Source organism: Rhodanobacter sp. OR87, from assembly GCF_000473345.1.
GTDB lineage: Bacteria > Pseudomonadota > Gammaproteobacteria > Xanthomonadales > Rhodanobacteraceae > Rhodanobacter > Rhodanobacter denitrificans.
On record NZ_AXBJ01000009.1, the window covers coordinates 17012 to 38899 of the forward strand.

Sequence of the window (21888 nt, forward strand, 5' to 3'; positions counted from 1 at the left end):
GCCCTTGATTGACAAGGGTTTCAGTGTCCGCTGCCATCCTGCGTATTCACCGTCGCCTTGCGCTCCTGCTTGCCCCAGCCCACCGACGGTCCCTTGATGGCGGTCCAGACTGAGCGCACCACCACGTAGTACATCAGCTGGCGGTAGCCGAAGCGCTGCAGGACCAGCCACCACAGCAGGCTCCATTTCTCCTTCTTCTCCATCGCGAAGGCGAGCGCCGAGGCGCCCAGGTCGACCGCCATGAAGGCGGCGTAGAACGCCAGCATGCGCAGCAGGTTGGTGTCGTCGAACTGGGCGCGGTGCTGCAGGTAGTCCATGCCGGTGCTGACGATCTGCCAGACCAGCACCAGGTCGACCAGCGGCGACACCACCGAGAACAGGATCTGGAACAACCACACCTGCGGCAAGGCCACCATGCCGAGCGCGCCGTAGCGCGGATTGAAGGTGGTGTCGCGGTGCTTCCACAGGCATTGCAAGGTGCCGTAGGCCCAGCGGAAACGCTGGCGGGCGAGGCCGCGGGCGGTATCGGGCGCTTCGGTCCAGGCGATCGCCTCGGCATCGAACAGGGTGTGGTAGCCGGCTTTCTGCACCGCGATGGTCAGGTCCTGGTCTTCGGCCAGGGTGTCGGCGGGGAAACCGCCGAGTCGCTCCAGCGCCTCGCGCCGCCAGGCGCCGACGGCGCCCGGCACCACGGTGATGGCGCCCAGTGCGGCCAGTGCGCGGCGTTCGAGATTCTGCGCGGTGATGTACTCCAGCGCCTGCCACAGCGTGATCAGGTTGATGCGGTTGCCGACCTTGGCGTTGCCGGCCACGGCGCCGACCTTAGGGTCGGCGAACCAGCGCACCAGCCGCGAGATGGTGTGCGGCTCGAACTGGGTGTCGGCGTCCAGCGCCACCACCACCGTGCCGTTCGATTCGCGCAGCGCGGTGTTGACGGCGTGCGCCTTGCCGCCGTTGGGGATGCTGATCAGCCGCACGCGCGGCTCGGCGGCGTAGTGCTCGCGCACCACTGTGGAAGTGCCGTCGGTGGAGCCGTCGTCGACCACGATCACCTCGAGATTGGCGTAGCGGCTCTTGAGGATGCGGCGGATCGAGCTGGCGATCACCTTCGCCTCGTTGTAGGCGGGGATCAGCACCGAGACCAGCGGCGGATCGTCCGGCAGGGTCGGCGGCGCGCGCCGGCGCTCCTGCCAGCGGTTGACCAGCGCCAGCACGCCGAGTAGCAGCAGGCGGGCCACGCCCAGCGCGATCGTGGTGGTCAGCAGCCAGTTGATCAGGTGGCCGAACCAGCCCAGCGCAAGGAACACCGAGCGGTCGGCCCAGCGCGACAGCGAGCCGGGCGGCAGTGGCGGCATGCTCTGCTCGCGGGTGAGCCCGGCCAGCTCAGACACGGTGACGAAGTCGTAGCCCCGCGCGCGCAGGCCGTCGATGATGCGCGGAAGCGCCGCGATGGTCTGCGAGCGCTCGCCGCCGGCGTCGTGCAGCAGCACCACCTGGCCGGTGCGCTCGGAGTTGCTGGCGGCGACCTGGCCCAGCACGTTGTCGACGATCTTGTCGACGCCCGGGCGTTGCCAGTCCTCCGAGTCGACGTGCAGGCCGACCGAGATGTAGCCCATCTTCTGGGCGATCCCGATCGGCACCAGCTCGTCGGCGGTGGTCGGCTCGGCGTCGCCGAAGTAGGGTGCGCGGAACAGCCGCATCGAGCGGCCGGTGAGCGCCTCGAACAGGCGTTGGGTGGCGTTGAGCTCCAGCGACACGATGCCGGGCGGGGTGTCGCCGAGGTTGGGGTGGGTGAAGGTGTGGTTGCCGACGTCGTGGCCTTCGGCCACCTCGCGCTGCACCAGTTTCGGCGACATCTCGGCGCTGGCGCCGATGATGAAGAACGTCGCCGGCACGTGCTTCGCCTTGAGGATGTCGAGGATCTGCGGCGTCCACTGCGCGTCCGGGCCGTCGTCGAAGGTCAGCGCGATCTTGTGCGGCAGCGTGCCGGCGCGGCGGATCACGTAGGAACTGGGCAGCGCGCTGTAGTTTTCGTCGTCGATGCTGCCGTCGTTCTTGTCCACCTCGATGCTGCGCGCGCCGGGCGACGGCTGCGCGGCGATCTCCAGCACTTCGCCCTGGCCCTGGATGTCGATGTCCTCGCCCTGGCCGATCGTGCGCAGCGCGTCGGGTGCGGCGGCGCCGTAGGGGCGGCCCAGTACCGACCACACCGACGGGTCCTCCGAACCCAGCCGCCACAGCGAGTAGCCGTAGGGCCGGTAGTCGTCGGCGGCGTGGATCTGGTTGAAGGCGGTGACGCCGTCGAGGAACCAGACCTGGTGCGTGCTGCCATCGTCCTCGCCGTAGGAGAAAGTCGGGTTCTGCGTGTCCGGGTCGAACGTGATCACCGCCTGCGCGTCGCTGGCGCGGTCCATCGCGTCCTGGAAGGTCAGCGCCTCGGCGTTCTGCCCGTGCGACCAGTCGTAGCCGTAGCTACCGATCGCCACGATCACCTGGTTGGGGTCGAGCACCTTCATGCGCTGGTCGAGCGTGTCCTCGAACCAGTCCTGGGCGGCGACGCTGCCGGGGTCCTTGCCGGCCCAGTGCTGGTCGTAGGCCATCAGCAGTTCGAAATCCACGATGTCGGCGTAGCCGGCGTAGTCCCAGTCGGCGTCGTCGAACGGCACCGACAGCACGATGCCCCAGCCGTGGGGATCGAACGCGTCGTTGAGCTCGCTGAGGAAGGCCTTCAGGTCCTTCTGCGAGGCGGCGGGCACGTCCTCGAAGTCGATGGTCACGCCCTGGAAGTGGTTGGCGTCGAGGAAGGCGACGATCTGCGCGATGCGCGCCTGGCGCACCGCCGGGTCGGCCAGCATGCGCGCCAGGCCGGGGCCGTCCCAGGCCATGTTCACCATGTTCTGCAGCAGCGGCAGGATCGGCGTGGACGGCTTCTGCGCGCGGATCAACTTCAGTGCCTTGGCATCGATGTCGGTGTGCAGCGCCATGTCCGGGCCGGAAACATGCATCCACGAGGGAATGACCCAGTCCAGCGTGGGCAAGGCGCGTTTCAGCGAGGGGTAGCTGCTTTCGTCCCAGTTGACGTAGAAGCCGATCGCCAGCGGCCGGCCGGCCGGCTTGTCCAGCGACGGCGGCGGCACGTGCGCGGATGTCTTGCCGGCGTGGGTGCGCGGCGGATGCAGCAGCTTCTGCCGGGCGCGGACCTCGGCGGCCAGCCGCGCCGCCGGCTTCAGCAGTTCGGGCGCCGCCGCCTTCACGTTGGCCAGCGCGTGCCGGGTACGGTTGTGCTCGCCGATATGCAGGCCGCTCATGCTGGGCCACACGAACAGGCTGGCCGCGCAGGCCACCACGAACAGCGTGCTGATCACCGCGGCGGCCAGCGCCAGCCGCGAGACATGGCTGGCCCGCCGGCCGGTGGGGTCGAAGAAGATCGGTTTCTTTTGCATGCTGGGGTCGGTTCGGCGAACGCTGTGTTGCGCGGCTCTGCGTGGGTCCCGGCGCCGTCTTGGCTGGGCGCGGCGCCGGGATGCGCAGTATCGCCGATGCGGAGCCTGCCACGCGGCGGACCGGCAAGGACGGTCAGCCGGCGTTGCCCATTCGCCGGTTCAGCCGATCACCGGCCCGGCTACCGGTCGGCTGAAGTCCTGCGGCGTCAGCGTCTGCGTCAGCCGGAACACGCCTTCGTGGATCTTGCGCGGCAGCACCACGTCGAGCACGGTGCTCTGGTGCGGGCCGAGCAGGGCGAACAGGTCGTCGCCGGCGGCGCTTCGGGCCAGCGCATGGTGGACCAGGCCGGCAAGGTCCACCGGCTGCACGCTGGCGCCGTAGGGCCGGTGGCTGGCGACGGCGGCACGCAGCGTCTTGCGGTTGTTGCGCGGGTCGGCCACGCGGTCGTCGCCGGCGAGCAGGCTGTGATCGAGGAACAGCGAGATGGTGGTGCGCTGCTTCGAGTTGGCCTGGCGGTCGAGCAGGAAACCGTCCGGCAGCAGGTCGGGGCTGGCCTGGCTGCCTGCGGTGAGCAGGAAACCGGCGCCGCTCAGCGGTTCGCCGGCTTCGTCGGCGAGCCGCACGATCAGCAGGCTGCGCGGGTCGTGGATGTGCACGCGCGGGGCGAACGGTCCGGCCGGCTCCAGTTCCACCTTGTCGGCGTCGCGCGCGGCGTTCTCGCGCTCGAAAACGTCGCACAGGCTCTCGTAGTCGTCGGCGCTTCGTACCCCGAGGCAGCGCAGGATCGCCTGCACGGTGGCTGGTGCGGCGCTGGCCATGATGCCGCGCTCGTCGCCGGAATGGGCTGCGCCGGCGATCAGCTTGAACGCGCAGCGCGGGCCGCGGCTGAGGGTAAGTGCCAGCATGTCGAGGCCGCCGGCGCTGGTGGCCTGCGGCGACAGCACGGCGTGATGGGCGTTGAGGTTGGCGGCGGCGATGCGCACCACGCCGTCAGAACCGTCCTCGCCGGTGTAGCTGTTGAGGTGGTCGTACAACTGGCGGTCGGGGCGGTCGCCGGTCAGCACGAACAGGAATTGCCCGCGCTTCACCGGGTCGTCGCTGTGGATGTAGTCGAGGTTGAGCGACAGCGATGCGGCACTGCCCAGTTCCAGCCAGTCGAGGATGCGCTGCCCCGGCTCCACGCCGCCGAACCAGGCCTTCAACCGGCCAAGCAGGCCCTTGCCCAGTTGCGCCAGCGCCGAGCCGAAGTTCGCCGGCGCCAGCATCACCAGGTGGCTGAGCTTGATCGTGCTGTAGGTGGCCGGCTTGTCGCGCTGCGCGCGCAGCCATTCGCGTACCACCGGGCCGCCAGTGGAATGGGTGATGCAGGCGAAGCTGGCGTCGAGCAGGTGCAGGTCGCGCAGGGCGTGGTCGAACGCGCGCACCAGGTCGGGCATGGTCACCGCGTCGTCGAAGCTCACGTATTCGGACAGCCAGAGGTCGGCCAGGGTCAGCGTGAGGCCGGCGGCGGACGCCTGCTGCTGCAGCTGCCGTGGCAGCTGGCCGTAGGTGGAGGTGTTGGTGACGCTCCAGCCGTGGACGAAGACGAGGGTGGTCATGGCTCAGCTCCGGTGCAGTGGTCCGGTCCGACGAACGCGAGCGGCTCGTGCCCGCGCGGCGCATCGGCATAATGGCACCCGTGCCCCGTCATCTCCACCGGCCTTGCCCATGACCCTGAACGTGTTGCTGATCCTGATCGCGCTGGCCGTGGTGCTGTCGCGCCTGAAGTGGCGCCGCTGCAGCCGCGTGCTGCTGGGATCGGCGCTGATCCTGCTGCTGGCGGTCGGCTGCGGGCCGGTGCCGAGCTGGCTGCTGGCGCGGCTGCAATCGGGCCAGGCGACGACCGCATCGATCGACTGGGGCCAACGCAACGCGATCGTGTTGCTGGGCGCCGGCACCGTGCGCGTGGCCGGCAGCGGCGAGGTCGAGCCCAGCCTGTTCGCCTACGGGCGCATCGGCAAGGCGGCGCAGCTGTACCGCGCATGCCGGCAGGCCGGGCGCGAGTGCAGGATCGAGGTGAGTGGCGGCGACGCGCGCGGACTCGGTCGGCCCGAGGCAATCGTCTATGCCGGCGATCTGCAGCGGCTCGGCGTGGATGCCGCCGACCTGCTGCTGGAGTCGCGCAGCATGAATACCTGGCAGAACGCGCAGTTCAGCGGCCCGCTGCTGCAGGCGTACGGCGCCGACCGCGTGCTGCTGGTGTCGTCCGGCTTCCACCTGCGCCGCGGCATGCTGTACTTCGCCCACTTCGGCATCCATGCCGTGCCGGTGCCGGCCGATCACGTCGACGGTGTGCGTTCCTGGCTGCCGCTGTCGTACAACTTCGCCATGGCCGACCTGGCCCTGCACGAGTACGCCGGCATCGTGCGCTACCACGTGTACGACGCGATGGGTTGGAACGTGCAGGCGACGAAACCTGGCGCGCTGTAGGGCGGGCACTGCCCGCCGGCTCTTTGGGGCGATGGATCGACGGGCATTGCCCGCCTTCGTGGCTGGTACGACGCGGCGGGCGGGGGGATGCAGCACGCTCCCGCAATCAGGACTCGCGCATCACCATCAGGCGGGTCTCGCTCATGTCCTCGATCGCGTAGCGCACGCCCTCGCGGCCCAGGCCGGACAGTTTCACGCCGCCGTACGGCATGTTGTCCACGCGGAAGCTGGGAATGTCGTTGACGATCACGCCGCCCTGTTCCAGTTCGTTCCATGCGCGCATCGCGTGGGCGAGGCTGTCGGTGAAGATGCCGGCCTGCAGGCCGTAGTCGGAATCGTTGACCATCGCGATCGCCTCGTCGAACCGCCGGAACGGGGCGAGCAGGGCGAACGGGCCGAACGCCTCCATGCGATTCGCCTTGGCGTCGGCGGGCACGTCTTCCATCAGGGTGGCGTCGAGCATGTTGCCATGGCGCTTGCCGCCGCAGAGGATCCTGCCGCCGGCCTGCTTCGCCTCCAGGATCCAGCCGTGCAGGCGCTCGGCGGCGGCCTCGTCGATCATCGGGCCGAGGAACACGCTCCTGTCTTTCGGGTCGCCGGCCTTGAGCTTCTTCGTGGCGGCGACCAGCTTGCGCTTCAGCGCATCGTAGATGTCGGCATGCGCGTAGATGCGCTGCACGCCGATGCAGCTTTGGCCGGACTGGTAGAACGCGCCGAACACCAGCCGCTGCACGACGTGGTCGAGCTTGCCGTCCTGGTCGGCGTCGACGATGCACGCCGCGTTGCCGCCCAGCTCCAGCGTCACCTTCTTGTGCCCGGCGCGCGCCTTCAGCGCCCAGCCGACCTGCCCGCCGGTGAACGAGAGCAGCTTGAAGCGCGGATCCTCCACCAGCGGTGCGGCGTGTGCGCCATCCAGGGTGAGGATCGAGAACGCGCCCTTCGGCAGGTCGGTCTCGGCCAGCACCTCGCCGATGATCAGCGCGCCGATCGGGGTCTTCTCCGACGGCTTCAGCACGAACGGACAGCCGGCGGCGATCGCTGGCGCCACCTTGTGCGCTACCAGATTCAGCGGAAAGTTGAATGGCGTGATGAACGACACCGGCCCCAGCGGCACGCGCCTGGTGTAGCCGTGATAGCCGTCCAGACGGCTGGCAAGTTCCAGGTTGATCGTCTCGCCGTTGATCCGAACTGCCTCCTCGGCGGCGATGCGGAACGTCTCGATCAGCCGCGTCACCTCGCCGGCGGCGTCCTTGATCGGCTTGCCCGCCTCGATGCACAACGCCTCGGCCAGCTCGTCGCGGCGCTCGGCGAAACGCGCCGCGCAATACTGCAGCACCGTCTGCCGCGCCCACGGCTTGTACTCGCGCATCGGCTTGGCAGCTTTCACTGCGGCGGCGATGGCCTTCTCCGTGGCCGTCGCGTCCGGTACCGCCACGCGCGTGGCGAGTTTGCCGCTGTACTTGTCGAAGACCTCCAGCATGGTCTTCGCGGTCTGCGGCCGGTTGGCGAGGTAGTAGGGGTAGGTCTTGTTCAACATGGCACTTGCCTGCGGATGCGATCCGGCAAGGATAGGGCGTCGCGGTGTTCAGGAGCCGTGAGTCAGGGATCTTCGCGGATCGGTCCATGCCGCACGGTGTTTCGGGACAAAGCGCGGTGTCAGTGGGTGAACCCGGCTTCGCTCTGCGTGCGCACGGCCAGCACGAACACGATGTCGAGGCTGTCCACGTAGCGGCACAGGGCCACATAGCCATGCGAGCCCTTGCTGATCACCAGCGCACGCTTGCCATTGCCTGCCGGTCGCCCGATCAGCGGGTTGGCTTCCAGCACGTCGATCGGGCGACGATCTCGCGCAAGCGGGCTTCGATGTGGGCAGCCTGGTGCGCAGCAAGGTGGCCGAGGATGCGTTCGAAATCCCCGCCCACCTCGGGCGCCAACTCGATGCGAGGCACGGCTATTTCGCGAGCTTGCGCGGGGCGGCGCGGCGCACGGCGTTGCCGGTGACTTTGCCTTCCAGGTAACCGCGCATGGCCTCCCACGGAATCGCCTTGCCGATGGCGACGATGCCGGCGTAGCGCCGCTCCGCCTCCACGTCGAAGTCGGCGCGGCGCTCGGCAAGCTCCGCCTTCTCGGCGATGGCCTCGAGAATGAAACCGTGCGGCGTGTGGTGCCCATCTGCTTCGCGGCGGCGGCCACGCGGGACTTCAGGGCATCGGGCAGGCGGATGGTTGTACTGGACAGGGCAACTTGGGCGGTGGTCTCTGCACTGAATGTGGCACTGGTGTGCTGCGTTCGGTCACGCTCCCTTGGTCAGGTACCAGGCTGCGCGTCGCCCATCCACTGCGCGATGCCTGCACGGCTCGGGATGATGTTTGGGCCAAGATGGAGGTGCCCGCTTATTTGCGTGAACTTGCATGTGGTTGCTCCAGCACCCGCAACGCCAATTCCCCATCCGCCAACCGTGCGCGCAGCGCGTCGCCGGGTTCGACGCTCTGCACCGAACGCAGCACCTGGCCGTTCGCGTCGAACAGGATCGCGTAGCCGCGTTCGAGCGTGGCCAGCGGGTTGATTGCATGCAGCGCATGGCCGGCGTGGCGCAGCGTCGTCTGCCGGCGTTCGAGGATGTGCGTGATCGCGCGGCGCAGGCGCTGATCCTGCTCGGCCAGCCGGCGTGCCAGCAACGACAGCCGCGCGCGCGGATGCTGCGCCAGCAGGCGCGCGTGCAGGCGTTCCAGTCGCGTGTGGCGCCGCTGGCTCTGTTCGCGCAGCACGGCGGCCAGGCGATGTTGCAGGTGCTGCAGCCGTTCGCGGTCGCGTTGCAACCGTGCCTGTGGCCGCTGCGCCTGCAACCGCGCCAGCAGATGGTCGACGCGTTGCGACTGCACCTGCAGGCGGCGTTGCAGCAAGGTGGCCAGGCGCTGCTGCAGCTGCCGCAGGTGGCGATCGACCGCCACCGCGTCGGGCACCAGCAGCTCGGCGGCGGCCGACGGCGTGGGCGCGCGCAGGTCGGCGACGAAGTCGGCGATGCTGAAGTCGATCTCGTGGCCCACAGCGGAAACCACCGGCACCGCGCTGGCGTGGATCGCGCGCGCCACGGCTTCCTCGTTGAACGCCCACAGGTCTTCCAGCGAGCCGCCGCCGCGGGTCAGCAACAGCACGTCGTAGCGTGCGCTGGCCGATGCCTTGCGCAGCATCGCCACGATCGCCGGCGGCGCCTCGCGACCCTGCACCGGCACCGGCAGCACTTCGACCTCGGCCAGCGGCCAGCGCCGCCCCAGCACGCTCAGTACGTCGCGCACGGCAGCGCCGGTGGCCGAGGTGATCACGCCGATGCGCCGTGCGTAGACGGGCAGGGCACGCTTGCGTGCCGGGTCGAACAGGCCTTCGGCGTCGAGCCTGGCCTTGAGTTGCTCGAACTCGCGCTGCAGCGCGCCTTCGCCGGCCGGTTCCATGTATTCCGCGACCAGCTGGAACTCGCCGCGCGGCTCGTACAGGCCGACCCTGGCACGCAGCAGCACCTGCATGCCGTCGACCGGGCGGAAGCGCAGCGCGGACGCCTTCATCTTGAACATGGCGCAACGCACCTGGGCGCCGCTGTCCTTCAGGGTGAAGTACAGATGACCCGACGCGGGCTTGGCCACGTTCGACAGCTCGCCCTCGATCCACACCAGCGGCAGCGCGTCGCCCAGCAGGTCGCGCACCAGCCGGTTGAGCGAGCTGGGGGTCAGCACATGGCGTGGCGTGGTGTCGTCGAACGGCGCAGACATAAGGGCGCGAGCCTAACATGCGCGTCGTATCAAGTTGTGAGAAAACATCCGCTTGACACGGGAAGCGCAGGGAAAGCCTCAAGAAGCAAGGCGGCCTCAGTCGTCGCCCGCGTCGCGCCGTTCGCGCCAGCGGCGCCTGCGCACACGCCAGCTGCGGATGGCCAGGTTCAGCGCGAACCAGGCGGCGAGGGCGCCGAAGGGCCAGCCGATCCACGCCGGCCACACGAAGGCGACCGCCGCCAGCACGACGAGCACGAGCGTACCGATCGCCAGCGGCGCGCCGCCAGTGTCGTCGAGCACGCGCCGGTTGGCCAGCGCGGCACCGACGCTGTTGGCAATGCGCAGCGCGCCGGCGGCGGCACGGCCGGAGCTGCCGCCGGCATGGCGCACGTGCGGCGGCCGCGCCTCGCGGCGGCGCACCCGCTCACGGCCGCCGCTGCCGCGCCGGTGGCGACGCGAGGCCAGCACGATCTCGGTGGCATTGCCCAGATCCTGTTCGTATTGCGCGGCGAGCTGGCCGGCGAAGCCCGCGTCCTCGACCGCCACGTCCAGTTCGCGGTTGCCGAGCCAGCTGGCGATGTTGAGGTTGGACGAGCCGACCCGCGCCCACTGCCCGTCGGCGACCGCGGTCTTGGCGTGCAGCATCGAGCCGTTCCATTCGAACACGCGAATGCCGGCCTTCAGCAGCGGCCGATAGCCCGAGCGCGACACACCGGCCACGATCGGGATGTCGCTGCTGCCGGGCACCAGCAGGCGCACGTCCACGCCATCGCGCGCGGCGGCGACCAGCGCCTGCACGTACGGCGCGAGGCCCACGAAATAGGCGTCGGTGAGCCACAGCGTCTTGCGTGCCATCGCCGCGATCAGCTGGTCGAGCCGGTACGTCCCGGCGGTGGAGGGCTGGGTGGCGATCAGCCGCAACGACACGTTGCCGGCCGGCACGGCCGGCTCTGCCGCGGCGGCGAGTTGACGCAGTGCCACACCGGTCTCGCCCCAGCTCTGCGCGAACGCGGCTTCCAGCTCGGCCACTGCCGGGCCACGCAGGGCCACACCGGTGTCGCGCCATGGCGGCACGCCGCGTGCCGGGTCGCCCAGCCACTTCGCGCTGATGCACACGCCGGACAGGAAACCGAGCACGCCGTCGACCACCAGCAGCTTGCGATGGTCGCGGCTGACCCAGCCCAGCGGCTCGCCCAGTTGCAGCGGGTTGAACACGCGCACCTCGCCGCCGGCCGCGCGCAGCGGCGCCCAGAACGCACCGCGCGACTGGCCGAGGCAACCGAGCCAGTCGACCACCACGGCGACGAACACGCCAGCCTGGGCACGTTCGACCAGCGCATCGCGGAAGGCGCGTCCGACCTCGTCGTCGCGGATGATGTAGTTCTCCAGCAGCACGCGCTGGCGTGCGCCGCAGATGGCCGCCAGCCAGGCTTCGTAATGGGCGGCGGCATCGATCAGCAGGTCCACCGCGTTGCCATTGAGCAGCGGTGCGCCGGCGGCGCGGCTCAGCGCCTGTTCGGCCAGCAGGCGGCTCGGGGTGGCGGGGATCAGTGGCGTGGGCATGGCCCGAGTGTAGGCGATGGCTTGTCGGCGCGCCGACGTCGTGGGGCTTCTGGCATGATCGCGTGCATGCCAATCGAGCATCGCTACGCCGACACCGATGCCTGCGCGCGCGATCTTGCGGACGGACTCGGTCCGCACCTGCGCATCGCCGCGCCGCTGGGCCTGGGCAAACCGCATGGCTTGCTCAACGCGCTGTATCGACTGGTCGCGGCCGATACCGGGCGCTCGATGCGCCTGTACACCGCACTGTCGCTGACCCGGCCGCAGCCGATGCCGGGGCTGGAGCAGCGTTTCCTCGGGCCTTTCCTTGAGCGCCACTTCGGCGCCGACGCGGTCGATCCGCACTACGCGCTGGACCAAGCGCGCGACGCGCTGCCGGCGAACGTCGAGGTGCACGAGTTCTACCTGCAGTCCGGCGCGCTGCTGCGTTCGGCCAGCGCCCAGCGCAGCTACATCAGCCAGAACTACACCCACGTGGCGCGCGACCTCGCGTTGCAGGACATCAACCTGCTGGTGCAGCTGGTGGCGCGGCGCGAGGGCCCGGACGGCGTGCACTACAGCCTGTCGTGCAATCCGGACCTGACCCTGGATCTGCTGCGCCGGCTGCAGTCGAGCGGACGGCCGCGGCCGCTGTGCGTGGCGGTGGTGCATCCGGAGCTGCCGTACCTGGGCGGCGACGCCGAAGTGGCCGAAGCGTACTTCGACGTGGAGCTGCGCCCGCCCACGTCGCCGCCGCTGTTTGCGCTGCCGCGCTCGCCGGTGGGCCTGGCCGAGTACGCGCTGGGCCTGCACGCCAGCGCGCTGGTCAGGGACGGCGGTTGCCTGCAGATCGGCATCGGCGCGCTGTCCGACGCGCTGGTCAAGGCGCTGCTGTTGCGTCAGCACGACAACACCCGCTGGCGCCAGGCGCTGGCGGCGCTGGATCCGGCCGGCGCCACCCGGGTGCTGGCGGAGAAGCAGGGCGGCCTGGCGCCGTTCGAGGCCGGCTTGTACGGCGCCAGCGAGATGGTGATGGACGGCTTCATGCACCTGCAACGCGGCGGCATCCTGAAGCGGCGCAGCTGGGACAACCTGGCGCTGGAGCGCGCGGCGGCGGCAGGTCGCCTGAACCCGGCTTCGCCGGGCGGGCACTATCTGCGCGGCGCGTTCTTCCTCGGTTCGCGCGAACTGTACGCGTGGCTGGCCGCCACCGAAGCGGCCGATCCGGATGCGATCGACATGTGCGCGGTCTCCAACGTCAACCAGCTGTACGGCGAGCACCAGGCATTGGCGATGCTGCAGCGGCGCGGCGCGCGTTTCTTCAACACCTGCATGATGGCGACCGTGCTCGGCGCGGCGGTCTCCGACACGCTGGAGGACGGCGCCGTGGTCAGCGGCGTCGGCGGCCAGTACAACTTCGTGGCGATGGCGCACGAGCTGCCTGACGCACGCTCGGCGCTGCTGCTGCGCGCCACCCGCGAGAGCCGCGGCGGGATCGAGAGCAACATCCGCTGGAACTACGGCCAGACCACCATTGCGCGCCACCTGCGCGACATCGTCGTCACCGAGTACGGCATCGCCGACCTGCGCGGCAAGAGCGACGGCGAGTGCGTCGAGGCGATGCTGTCGATCGCCGATGCGCGCTTCCTCGACGCGCTGTGCGCGCAGGCGAAGGCGCACGGCAAGCTGGCCGCGGATTTCGTGGTGCCGGAAGCCTGGCGTCGCCATCGCCCGGAGCATCTGCACGAGGCGTTGGCGCCGCTGCGGCACGAGGGCGTGCTGCCGGCGTTTCCGTTCGGCAGCGATTTCACCGAGGTCGAACAGCGCCTGTTGCCGGCACTGGAATGGCTGAAAGCCTGCAGCGGCCACTGGCGCGGTAGGTGGCGCTTGCTGGGTGCCGTGGTTCGCCCGGGCGACGTCGTGGATGGCGAGAGCGAGGCGCTGGCACGGATGGGCCTGGATGCGCCGGCAAGCTGGTCCGGGCGCGCGCAGCGACGCCTGCTGCAGACTGCCCTGCGCCGCCAACGGTAGAGGGCCACCGGCGGGCGCCTACGGCGGTTCGGTGGGGTCGTGCTGCGGGGTTTCCGCAGGCGGCGCCGGCTCGGGCGGATCGTCCATCAACGGCAGCTGTGCGGGGCTGTCCAGGTCGTCGAACTGCTGGTGGTTGACTGCCCAGAAGAACAGCCATACCGCGACGATCACCACCAGCAGGGTGACCGGGATCAGCACCAGCAGGATGTTCATGCGCGCAGCTCGCGCGGGCGGGCTGCCGGGCCGGACGCGCCGGAGCGGCCTGCTGCCGTGTCGCCGCCGACGCGCAACGCGTTGAGTATCACTACCAGCGAACTCAGCGACATGCCGATGCCGGCCAGCCACGGCGGCACCAAGCCGAGCGCGGCGAATGGCACGGCACACAGGTTGTACAGCAGCGACCAGCGCCGGCTCTGCGCCATCAGCTGCCGCGACTGGCGGGCGATCGCGTGGGCGTCGGCGAGGCTGCCCAGGTGGCCGTCCAGCAGCAGCAGGTCGGCATGCGCCTGGGCCAGCTCGGTGCCCGAGGCCAGCGCGGCGGAGACGTCGGCGCCGGCCAGTACCGGGGCGTCGTTGCTGCCGTCGCCCACGGCCAGGGTGGTGTGGCCGTGCTCGCGCGCGGCCTGCAGCCGCTCGAGCTTGGCGGCGGGCGACTGCCGCGCATGCCAGTCGCCGATGTCCAGGCGGGCGGCGAGCGTGGCGACGCGGGGGGCGCTGTCGCCGCTGGCGATCGCGACGGCGATGCCGTCGGCGCGCAGCGCGTCGAGCATGCGGCGGGCGTCGGCGCGCGGTTGTTCGTCGAGATGGAACGTGGCGATGGCACCTTGCGCATCGGCCAGCAGCAGCGTGTCGGTCACCACCGATGGCGCCGTCTGGCCGGCGAGCGCCAGTGCGAAGTCGGCGCGGCCCAGGCGCAGTTCGCGGCCGTCGATGTCGCCGCTGATGCCGGCGCCGGCATGGACCCGTACCGACTGCGCCTGCAGCGACAGCGCCTGCAGGCGCGCCGCGTCGGCGAGTGCGCGCGCCAGCGGGTGCGAGCTTTCGTAGGCCAGCGCGGCGGCCAGCTGCAGGACGCGGTCGGGCGTGTCGCCGCGCAGGGGTTCGACCGCACGGCGGTCGAGCTGCGGCACGCTGAGCGTGCCGGTCTTGTCGAACAGCGCATAGTCGACCGTGGCCAGCGTGTCCAACGCCTTGCCGTCGGTGACCAGCACGCCGCGGCCGGCCAGCACGCCGAGTGCACGGGTCAGCGTGGCCGGGCCGGCCAGCGCGAACGCGCAGGGGCAGGCCACCACCAGCACGGCGACCGCGGCCTCGAACGCGCGGCCGGGATCGAGCAGCAGCCAGCCCAGTGCGGTCAGCGCGGTGAGCACCAGCACGCGGGCGACGAAGCGGCCGACTTCGCGATCGCTGGGGGCGATCAGCGAACGCGCATGCCGCGCGCGGCTCGCCAGGGCGCCGAGTCGCGCCGCCACGGTGGTGGCGCCGCTGTGCTCCACGCGCAGCTCGGCCGGCCCGGACAGCAGCACGCTGCCGGCGACCAGCCGCTCGCCGCGCAGCCGCTGCAGCGGGCGCGACTCGCCCGACAGCAGCGCCTCGTCCACCTGCGCGCCGGCGCTTTCCAGCACGCCGTCCGCCGGCACGGTGCCGCCTTCGGCGACGTGCACGCGGTCGCCGGACAACAGGGCGATCGCGGCCACCGTCTCCAGCTCGCCGTCGGCACGGCGTCGCTGCGCCAGCAGCGGGGTGGCGTCGATCGCGGCATCGCCGAGCGCGCCGCTGCGATGGCGCGAGCGCAGTTCCACGTAGCGCCCGCCGAGCAGCAGGAACACGAACATGGTCACCGAGTCGAAATAGATCTCGCCGCTGCCGCGCAGCGTGTTGAACGTGCTGGCCAGGAACACCAGCGCCACCGCCAGCGCCACCGGCAAGTTGATGCCGAGCCGGCGCTGGCCCAGTTCGCGCACGGCGCCGCGGAAGAACGGCAGCGCCGAATAGAACACCACCGGCAGGCTGGTCAGCAGGCCGAGCCAGCGGAACAGGTTGCGCGTGCTGAAGTCGACGAAATCGACCACGCCGATGTAGATCACGAACGCGTAGGTCATCACCTGCATCGAGCACATGCCGGCGACCAGCAGGCGCTTCAGCGCATCGTGCTGTTCCTGCGCCCGGGCGTCGTCGATGCTGTCTTGCTGCAGCGGCTGCGCCGGGCAGCCGGCGACGGCGAAGTTGTCGAGCAGGCTCGGCAGCGATGTGCGTTGCGCGTCCCACACCACCCGCACGCGCTGTGCCGGCCGGTCGATGGCCACGCGCCGCACGCCGGGCAACGCGCGAATGCGCTGCTCCAGCCACAGCACCTGGCGTGCGTCGTTCAGGGGTTCGACCCGCAAGGCGACCTCGCTGCAGCCGTCGCGGCGCACGCGCAGCACCTGCGCGGCGAGTTGCGGGTGGGCCCAGGCCGCGTAGGCGTTCATCGTGGCCGATCGGTGGGCGGGCGCTGCGGCGGGCTGGCGCTGCTGTGTGCGCTGACCGGCACGCCGAACACGGTATGCGAAGTACTCAGCGGCGTGTCGGCGTGGTTCGCGCCGAGCACGATGATCCACACACAGCCGGCCAGCGACGCCACGAAGACGAACACGCCCAGCCACAGCACCGGCTGGCGATACCAGGCCGATGCGCTGCGGGCAGTGCGGTCAGGGCTTGTCGCCATCGGGCTGGTGCGACAGGTGGTACACGTAGGCCGCGAGCACGTGGATCTGGTCGTCGGACAGGCGCGGGTTCCACGCCGGCATGTGGCCCTGGCGGCCCTCGCCGATGGTCTTCTCGATATCGGCCACGCTGCCGCCGTGCAACCAGATGTGGTCGGTGAGGTTCGGCGCACCGAGCGCCTGGTTGCCCTTGCCGTCGGCGCCGTGGCAGGCCGCGCAGGTGGCGAACAGCGGCTGGCCGGCCGCGGCCCTGGCGGCGTCGTGCGGCGAGCCGGACAGGCTCAGCACGTACTGCGCCAGATTCTTCACGTTGTCCGCGCCCAGGCTGGCCCACGGCGGCATCACGCCGCTGCGGCCATCGTGGATCGAGGTGGTGATGTCGTTGCCGCTGCCGCCGTACAGCCAGTCGTCGTCGCTGAGGTCGGGCGCGCCGAGCGTCATGTTGCCCTTCGCGCTGCGCTGGTGGCAGGCCGCGCAGTTGTCCTCGAACAGTACCTTGCCCATCTGCAGCGCGGCGGGGTCGTTGGCCAGTTGCTCCACCGGATACAGCTTGAAGCGCTCGGTCAGCGAGGCACGCCGGGCGTCGTTGGCGGCCACGGCGTTCGCCAGCTCGCCGTGCGAGGTCCAGCCCAGTACGCCCCTGAAATTGCCGAAGCCGGGGAACAGCGCCAGGTAGATGAAGCCGGCCACGAACATCGCGCCGGAAAGCAGCACCCACCACAGCGGCAGCGGACGCACGCCCTCGCGCAGCACGCCATGGGCCCAGACGTGGCCGCTGGTGCCGTCGGGCAGGGTGGGGATCTTCGCGCGCGGTCCCCACAGGTACAGGAAGAAGGTGGTGCCCATGTTGAGCACTACCAGGAACATCACCCAAAACGACCATCCCGTGCTCATGGGCGATCCTCCCTGTTGTCGAAAGCGGCTTCGTCTTCCATCGGCAGGTGCGCCATGCGGTCGAACGTGGACTTGTGGTATCTGCGCCAGGCCCAGATCCAGATGCCGATGAAGCTGAACATCATCAGCAGGATGAGCACGCCGGCGAGGTGGCCCCAGACCGGGTTCATCGGCGTCATGGCGTGCCTCCCGTGTCCGCCGATGCGGTGGCCGTGGCGCCCGCCGCATCGGGCTCGTTCTTGATGCCCAGGCCCTGCAGGTACGCGATCAGTGCGTCCATCTCGGTCTTGCCTTCCACCGCGGCGGGCGCGCCGGCGATGTCCGCGTCGCTGTACGGATCGCCGAGCTTGCGCAGGGTGCGCATGCGCGCCTGGATGTCGGCGGCATCGAGCTTCTTGCCGGCCAGCCACGGGTAGGCCGGCATGTTCGACTGCGCCACCACACTGCGCGGGTTCATCAGGTGCATGCGCTGCCAGTCGTCGGAGTACTTGCCGCCGACGCGGGCGAGATCCGGGCCGGTGCGCTTGGAACCCCACTGGAACGGGCGGTCGTAGACCGATTCGGCGGCGGTGGAGAAGTGGCCGTAGCGCTCGGTCTCGAAGCGCAGCGCGCGAATCATCTGCGAATGGCACAGGTAGCAGCCCTCGCGCACGTAGACGTCCTTGCCGGCCAGCCGCAGCGGGTCGTACGGATGCACGTTCGGCGGTGCCTTCAGCGCATGCGCCTCGACGAACAGCGGGGTGATTTCGGCCAGCCCGCCCAGCGACACCATGATCGCGATGCCGATGCCGAGCAGGCCGGCGTGTTTCTCGATTGCTTCGAAATGCTTGTAGGCCATGGTGTGAGCTCTACTTGAAGAGTGCGGCCATGGATGGCCGCTGTTGGATTTGCCGGGCCGGCTTGCCGCCACGCAAGAGGGATTTGATTGAAGCGGCGATCATGGACGAGCGCATCAATCGGCTCCCTCAACCGGCGGCAGGCAGCGGTGCCGGCACCTGGTGCGGCACGGGTTCGGGCACCGGCACCGGAATCGGCTTGATCAGCCGCGCGCGCGCATCGGCCGCGGTATGCCACAGGTTCCACGCCATGACCCACATGCCGGACAGGATCAGCACGCCGCCCATCCAGCGGATCACGTACATCGGCTTGATCGCGATCAGGCTGTCCAGGAAGCCGTAGGTGAGCGCGCCGTCGGGCTGGGTGGCGCGCCACATGTGGCCCTCCACGCCGCCGGCGGTCCACATCGCGCCCACGTACAGCAAGGTGCCCAGGATGTGCAGCCAGAAATGCACTTCCATGCCCTTGTGCGAATACATCTCCGGGCGGCCCAGCGCGCGCGGCGCCATCGCATACAGCGAGCCGATGGTGATCATCGCCACCCAGCCCAGCGAACCGGAGTGCACGTGGGCGATGGTCCAGTCGGTGTAGTGGGTGAACTGGTTCACCGTCTTGATCGCCATCATCGAGCCTTCGAAGGTCGAGGCGGCGTAGAACACCAGCGACATCACCATGAACTTGGCGGCCGGGTCGGTCTTCAGCTTGTGCCAGGAGCCGTTGAAGGTGAGCAGGCCGTTCGCCGCCGAGCCCCAGCTCGGCATCAGCAGCACCAGCGAGAACGCCATGCCGACCGATTGCACCCAGTCCGGCAGCGCGGTGTACATCAGGTGGTGCGCGCCGGCCCACATGTAGACCGAGATCAGCGCCCAGAAATTGACGATCGAGAAGCGGTAGCTCCACAGCGGCTGCTGCGCCTGGCGCGGCACGAAGTAGTACATCATGCCGAGGAAGCCGGCGGTCAGGAAGAACGCCACCGCGTTGTGGCCGTACCACCATTGCACCATCGCGTCGACCACGCCCGAATAGATCGGATAGGACTTGAACAGCGACACCGGCAGCGCGAGATTGTTGACGATGTGCAGCAGGCCCACCGCGATGATGAATGCGCCGTAGTACCAGTTCGCCACGTAGATGTGCTTGATGCGCCGGCGCGCCAGCGAGCCGAAGAACACCACGCCGAAGCTGACCCAGACGATCGCGATCAGGATGTCGATGATCCATTCCGGCTCGGCGTACTCCTTGCTCTGGGTCATGCCCAGCGGCATCGAGACCATCGACAGCACGCAGACCAGTTGCCAGCCCCAGAAGGTGAAGGCGGCCAGCTTCCTGAACGCCAGTCGCGCGTGGCCGGTGCGCTGCACCACGTAATAGCAGGTGCCCATCAGCGCCGAGCCGCCGAACGCGAAGATCACGCCGAACGTGTGGTCGGGGCGGATCCGGCTGAAGGTCAGCCAGGGGATCTCGAAATTCAGTGCCGGCCACATCAGTTCGGCGGCGGCATACACGCCGACCGACATGCCGATGATGCCCCATACCGCCGCGGCCAGCAGGAACTGGCGCACGACCTTGTCGTTGTAATACTCGGTGTTCGGCATGGACGCCCCCGTGAAGATAGCTGCGTATTTTGGCGCGAAGCATGTAGCGTCGTCATGACTTCGATCAAGCGCCTGCGGCAATTCGTCCTTCGCCGGCGGCCAGTATGCACCGCGCCGGCCCGGCCGACGCCTGGCAGATGCGTCGGGTCGCCATGCGTGATGCGTGGAGCGTTTTCCTGCTTGCCGGCACCGGCGCGATCGGGCTTCCGGCGGGAAACGGTGGCCGATCGGGTATTCTTGGCGTCGTCGTCGCGGGCCATCGCGACCTTGAGAACATCCGGTTGATTCCATGAGCGAGTTCGTTCCGCAGAAACCGCATCCGGCCGCCCCGGCGCCGCGCCGGCCCAGCGTGGCCGTGCAGATCGGCAAGGTGACGGTGGGCGGCGGCGCGCCGGTAGTGGTGCAGTCGATGACCAACACCGACACCGAGGACCCGGCCAGCACCGCGAAGCAGGTCGCCGAGCTGGCCCGCGCCGGTTCCGAGCTGGTGCGCATCACGGTCAACACGCCGGCCGCCGCCGCCGCGGTGCCGCGGATTGCCGAGCGGCTGGCGATGATGGGGGTGGAGGTGCCGATCGTGGGCGACTTCCACTACAACGGCCACCAGCTGCTGGAACGCGAGCCGGCCTGCGCCGAGGTGCTGGCGAAGTACCGCATCAACCCCGGCAACGTCGGCTTCGGCAAGAAGAAGGACAGCCAATTCGGCGCGATCATCGAGAAGGCGATCCAGTACGGCAAGCCGGTGCGCATCGGCGCCAACTGGGGCTCGCTGGACCAGGGCATGCTCACCGCGCTGATGGACGAGAACGCGCGCCGCGCCGAGCCGTGGGACGCCAGCCACGTGGCGCGCGAGGCGCTGATCCGCTCGGCGCTGGATTCGGCCGCGCTGGCCGAGAAGATCGGCCTGCCGCGCGAGCGCATCATCCTGTCGTGCAAGGTGTCCGGCGTGCAGGAGCTGATCGCGGTGTACCGCGACCTGGCCGCACGCTGCGATTACGCGCTGCACCTGGGTCTGACCGAGGCCGGCATGGGTTCCAAGGGCATCACCGCCTCCAGCGCCGCGCTGGCGGTACTGCTGCAGGAAGGCATCGGCGACACCATCCGCATCTCGCTCACGCCCGAGCCGGGCGCCTCGCGCACCGGCGAGGTGATCGTGGCGCAGGAGCTGCTGCAGACCATGGGCCTGCGCTCGTTCACCCCGCTGGTCACCGCCTGCCCGGGCTGCGGGCGCACCACCAGCGAGTTCTTCCAGGAACTGGCCAAGACCGTGCAGGAACACGTGCGCGAACAGATGCCGGTGTGGCGCATCAAGTACGACGGCGTGGAGAACCTCACCCTCGCGGTGATGGGCTGCATCGTCAATGGCCCGGGCGAGTCCAAGCACGCCAACATCGGCATCTCGCTGCCCGGCAACGGCGAGGCGCCGGCGGCGCCGGTGTTCATCGACGGCGAGAAGGCGATGACCCTGCGCGGCGACCGCATCGCCGAGGAATTCGTCGGCATTCTCGATGATTACGTCGCGCGCCGGTACGCGGCACGAACGGGCTGAGCGCTTGTGGATTTTTCAACCTCGAAGCCTGGCCGCCGATGGCCGGACATGAGGCAGTCACGCCAGTGATTTTTCATGTGAGCGAGCCCGGGTGCGTACCGGACTCGCGACCGAAGAAAACCACGGGAAGTGGCGTTCTTCGCCATCGCTGAGGCCCTGGTCACACCGCCGCGCCTGATCCTGGTTCATGCTTGCGGCGGCCCGCATGATGCGCAGCCCGAGCGTGTGCGGGATGATCCTGCCAAGGGAGCTTTCGTGAGAATCAGCCCGCAGTTCCGCACGGTCCTGCTTTACGTGCTGCTGTCCGCGTTGTGGATATGGTTGTCCGATCGCGCGCTGGATGCGCTGGTGCGCAATCGGGCCGAGCTGAGCTGGTTGCAGAGCGTCAAGGGCTGGCTGTTCGTGGCCTGCACCGGCGCGCTGCTGTACTGGATGGTGGCGCGCGACCTGCGCCGACTGCAGGCCGCCAACCGCAGGCTGCTGGACGGGTACGAGCAGGCCCTGCGCGTGCTGGTGTCGGCGATGGACATCCGCCACCGCGAGACCGGCGACCATTCCGACCGGGTGATGCGCATGGCCGCCGGCCTGGCGCGGCTGGCCGGCGTGCATGGCGAGGCGCTGCGCAACCTGAGCTTCGGCGCGCTGCTGCACGACATCGGCAAGCTGGCCTTGCCGGACGCGGTGCTGATCAAGCCGGGCAAGCTGGACGACGCGGAGATGGCGGTGATGCGCCAGCACCCGCAACTGGGCCACGAGCTGCTGCAGCGGGTGGATTTCCTGCGCGACGCCGGCGAGATTCCCTACAGCCATCACGAGCGCTGGGACGGCAGCGGCTATCCGCAGGGCCTCGCCGGCGAGAACATCCCGCTGGCGGCGCGCATCTTCAGCGTGGTCGATATCTGGGATGCGCTGATCACCGCGCGCGTATACAAGCCGGCGTGGCCCGAGGCGGACGTGCTGGCTTATTTGCGCGCCGCCGCCGGCAGCCAGCTCGATCCCGAGCTGGTGGCGCTGTTCCTGGAGCACTACGACGAGCTCAAGGCGCTGGCGCACTGAGT

General features: G+C 69.6%; 19 protein-coding genes. 5 read left to right on the forward strand and 14 right to left on the reverse strand.

Annotated elements, in window-relative coordinates; genetic code table 11:
* Nucleotides 1-20: 20 nt before the first annotated feature.
* Both RHOOR87_RS0109820 and RHOOR87_RS0109825 read right to left on the reverse strand, forming a co-directional pair.
* The gene (locus RHOOR87_RS0109820) at nt 21-3443 is read right to left on the reverse strand and encodes a glycosyltransferase (RefSeq protein ID WP_027484916.1); all 3423 of its coding nucleotides are present in this window, start codon (nt 3441-3443) and stop codon (nt 21-23) included.
* A gap of 159 nt (nt 3444-3602) precedes the next feature.
* Nucleotides 3603-5042, reverse strand: a complete 1440-nt coding sequence (locus RHOOR87_RS0109825; RefSeq protein ID WP_007514633.1) for a hypothetical protein — start codon at nt 5040-5042, stop codon at nt 3603-3605.
* A gap of 109 nt (nt 5043-5151) precedes the next feature.
* On the opposite strand from RHOOR87_RS0109825, the gene RHOOR87_RS0109830 reads away from it, so the two are divergent.
* Nucleotides 5152-5913 (forward strand): YdcF family protein, encoded by a 762-nt coding sequence (locus tag RHOOR87_RS0109830; RefSeq protein WP_007514636.1) that lies wholly within the window; start codon nt 5152-5154, stop codon nt 5911-5913.
* A 106-nt stretch (nt 5914-6019) separates the two neighbouring features.
* Here RHOOR87_RS0109830 and RHOOR87_RS0109835 read toward each other — a convergent pair whose 3' ends face one another.
* The 5 genes from RHOOR87_RS0109835 to RHOOR87_RS0109855 form a co-directional block, all read right to left on the reverse strand.
* Nucleotides 6020-7450: an aldehyde dehydrogenase family protein gene (locus RHOOR87_RS0109835; RefSeq protein ID WP_007514638.1), complete on the reverse strand. Its 1431-nt coding sequence runs from the start codon at nt 7448-7450 to the stop codon at nt 6020-6022.
* A gap of 119 nt (nt 7451-7569) precedes the next feature.
* On the reverse strand, nt 7570-7740 hold the full coding sequence (locus tag RHOOR87_RS20750; RefSeq protein ID WP_007514640.1) for a type II toxin-antitoxin system RelE/ParE family toxin: 171 nt from the start codon (nt 7738-7740) through the stop codon (nt 7570-7572).
* Nucleotides 7741-7864: 124 nt separating this feature from the next.
* The gene (locus tag RHOOR87_RS20755; protein WP_007514642.1) at nt 7865-8002 is read right to left on the reverse strand and encodes a hypothetical protein; all 138 of its coding nucleotides are present in this window, start codon (nt 8000-8002) and stop codon (nt 7865-7867) included.
* Between the two features lie 304 nt (nt 8003-8306).
* The gene (gene xseA / locus RHOOR87_RS0109850) at nt 8307-9677 is read right to left on the reverse strand and encodes an exodeoxyribonuclease VII large subunit (protein ID WP_007514644.1); all 1371 of its coding nucleotides are present in this window, start codon (nt 9675-9677) and stop codon (nt 8307-8309) included.
* Nucleotides 9678-9773: 96 nt separating this feature from the next.
* Entirely contained in the window at nt 9774-11240 is a 1467-nt protein-coding gene (locus tag RHOOR87_RS0109855; RefSeq protein WP_007514646.1) for a phospholipase D-like domain-containing protein, read from the reverse strand.
* A gap of 54 nt (nt 11241-11294) precedes the next feature.
* Here RHOOR87_RS0109855 and RHOOR87_RS0109860 point away from each other — a divergent pair, with 54 nt between their 5' ends.
* Nucleotides 11295-13250 carry an acetyl-CoA hydrolase/transferase C-terminal domain-containing protein gene (locus tag RHOOR87_RS0109860; protein WP_007514648.1) on the forward strand — a complete coding sequence of 652 codons (1956 nt, stop codon included), beginning with the start codon at nt 11295-11297 and terminating at the stop codon, nt 13248-13250.
* An 18-nt stretch (nt 13251-13268) separates the two neighbouring features.
* Here the strand turns inward: RHOOR87_RS0109860 and ccoS are convergent, their stop codons facing one another.
* The 7 genes from ccoS to ccoN all read right to left on the reverse strand — a co-directional run bounded on the left by ccoS (nt 13269) and on the right by ccoN (nt 19281).
* Entirely contained in the window at nt 13269-13463 is a 195-nt protein-coding gene (gene ccoS / locus RHOOR87_RS0109865) for a cbb3-type cytochrome oxidase assembly protein CcoS (protein WP_015447962.1), read from the reverse strand.
* Nucleotides 13460-15721, reverse strand: coding sequence for a heavy metal translocating P-type ATPase (locus RHOOR87_RS0109870; protein ID WP_027484918.1), 2262 nt, complete (start codon nt 15719-15721; stop codon nt 13460-13462). The genes ccoS and RHOOR87_RS0109870 overlap by 4 nt, the downstream gene beginning before the upstream one ends.
* Nucleotides 15718-15957: a hypothetical protein gene (locus RHOOR87_RS0109875; protein ID WP_027484919.1), complete on the reverse strand. Its 240-nt coding sequence runs from the start codon at nt 15955-15957 to the stop codon at nt 15718-15720. The genes RHOOR87_RS0109870 and RHOOR87_RS0109875 overlap by 4 nt, the downstream gene beginning before the upstream one ends.
* Nucleotides 15941-16849: a cytochrome-c oxidase, cbb3-type subunit III gene (gene ccoP / locus RHOOR87_RS0109880; protein WP_027484920.1), complete on the reverse strand. Its 909-nt coding sequence runs from the start codon at nt 16847-16849 to the stop codon at nt 15941-15943. The genes RHOOR87_RS0109875 and ccoP overlap by 17 nt, the downstream gene beginning before the upstream one ends.
* Nucleotides 16846-17028, reverse strand: a complete 183-nt coding sequence (locus RHOOR87_RS0109885) for a cbb3-type cytochrome c oxidase subunit 3 (RefSeq protein WP_007508068.1) — start codon at nt 17026-17028, stop codon at nt 16846-16848. Before RHOOR87_RS0109885 ends, ccoP begins: the two co-directional genes overlap by 4 nt.
* Nucleotides 17025-17687 (reverse strand): cytochrome-c oxidase, cbb3-type subunit II, encoded by a 663-nt coding sequence (gene ccoO / locus RHOOR87_RS0109890; RefSeq protein WP_007508070.1) that lies wholly within the window; start codon nt 17685-17687, stop codon nt 17025-17027. The genes RHOOR87_RS0109885 and ccoO overlap by 4 nt, the downstream gene beginning before the upstream one ends.
* 127 nt (nt 17688-17814) lie before the next feature.
* Nucleotides 17815-19281, reverse strand: coding sequence for a cytochrome-c oxidase, cbb3-type subunit I (gene ccoN / locus RHOOR87_RS0109895; protein WP_027484921.1), 1467 nt, complete (start codon nt 19279-19281; stop codon nt 17815-17817).
* Nucleotides 19282-19385: 104 nt separating this feature from the next.
* On the opposite strand from ccoN, the gene RHOOR87_RS0109900 reads away from it, so the two are divergent.
* The 3 genes from RHOOR87_RS0109900 to RHOOR87_RS0109910 all read left to right on the forward strand — a co-directional run bounded on the left by RHOOR87_RS0109900 (nt 19386) and on the right by RHOOR87_RS0109910 (nt 21886).
* Complete coding sequence (locus RHOOR87_RS0109900) at nt 19386-19574, forward strand: hypothetical protein (RefSeq protein ID WP_027484922.1); 189 nt, start codon at nt 19386-19388, stop codon at nt 19572-19574.
* Nucleotides 19571-20830: a flavodoxin-dependent (E)-4-hydroxy-3-methylbut-2-enyl-diphosphate synthase gene (gene ispG, locus RHOOR87_RS0109905; protein WP_007508077.1), complete on the forward strand. Its 1260-nt coding sequence runs from the start codon at nt 19571-19573 to the stop codon at nt 20828-20830. The genes RHOOR87_RS0109900 and ispG overlap by 4 nt, the downstream gene beginning before the upstream one ends.
* A gap of 255 nt (nt 20831-21085) precedes the next feature.
* A complete protein-coding gene (locus RHOOR87_RS0109910) occupies nt 21086-21886 on the forward strand; it encodes an HD domain-containing phosphohydrolase (protein WP_027484923.1) in 801 nt (266 codons plus the stop codon).
* Nucleotides 21887-21888: the final 2 nt, after the last annotated feature.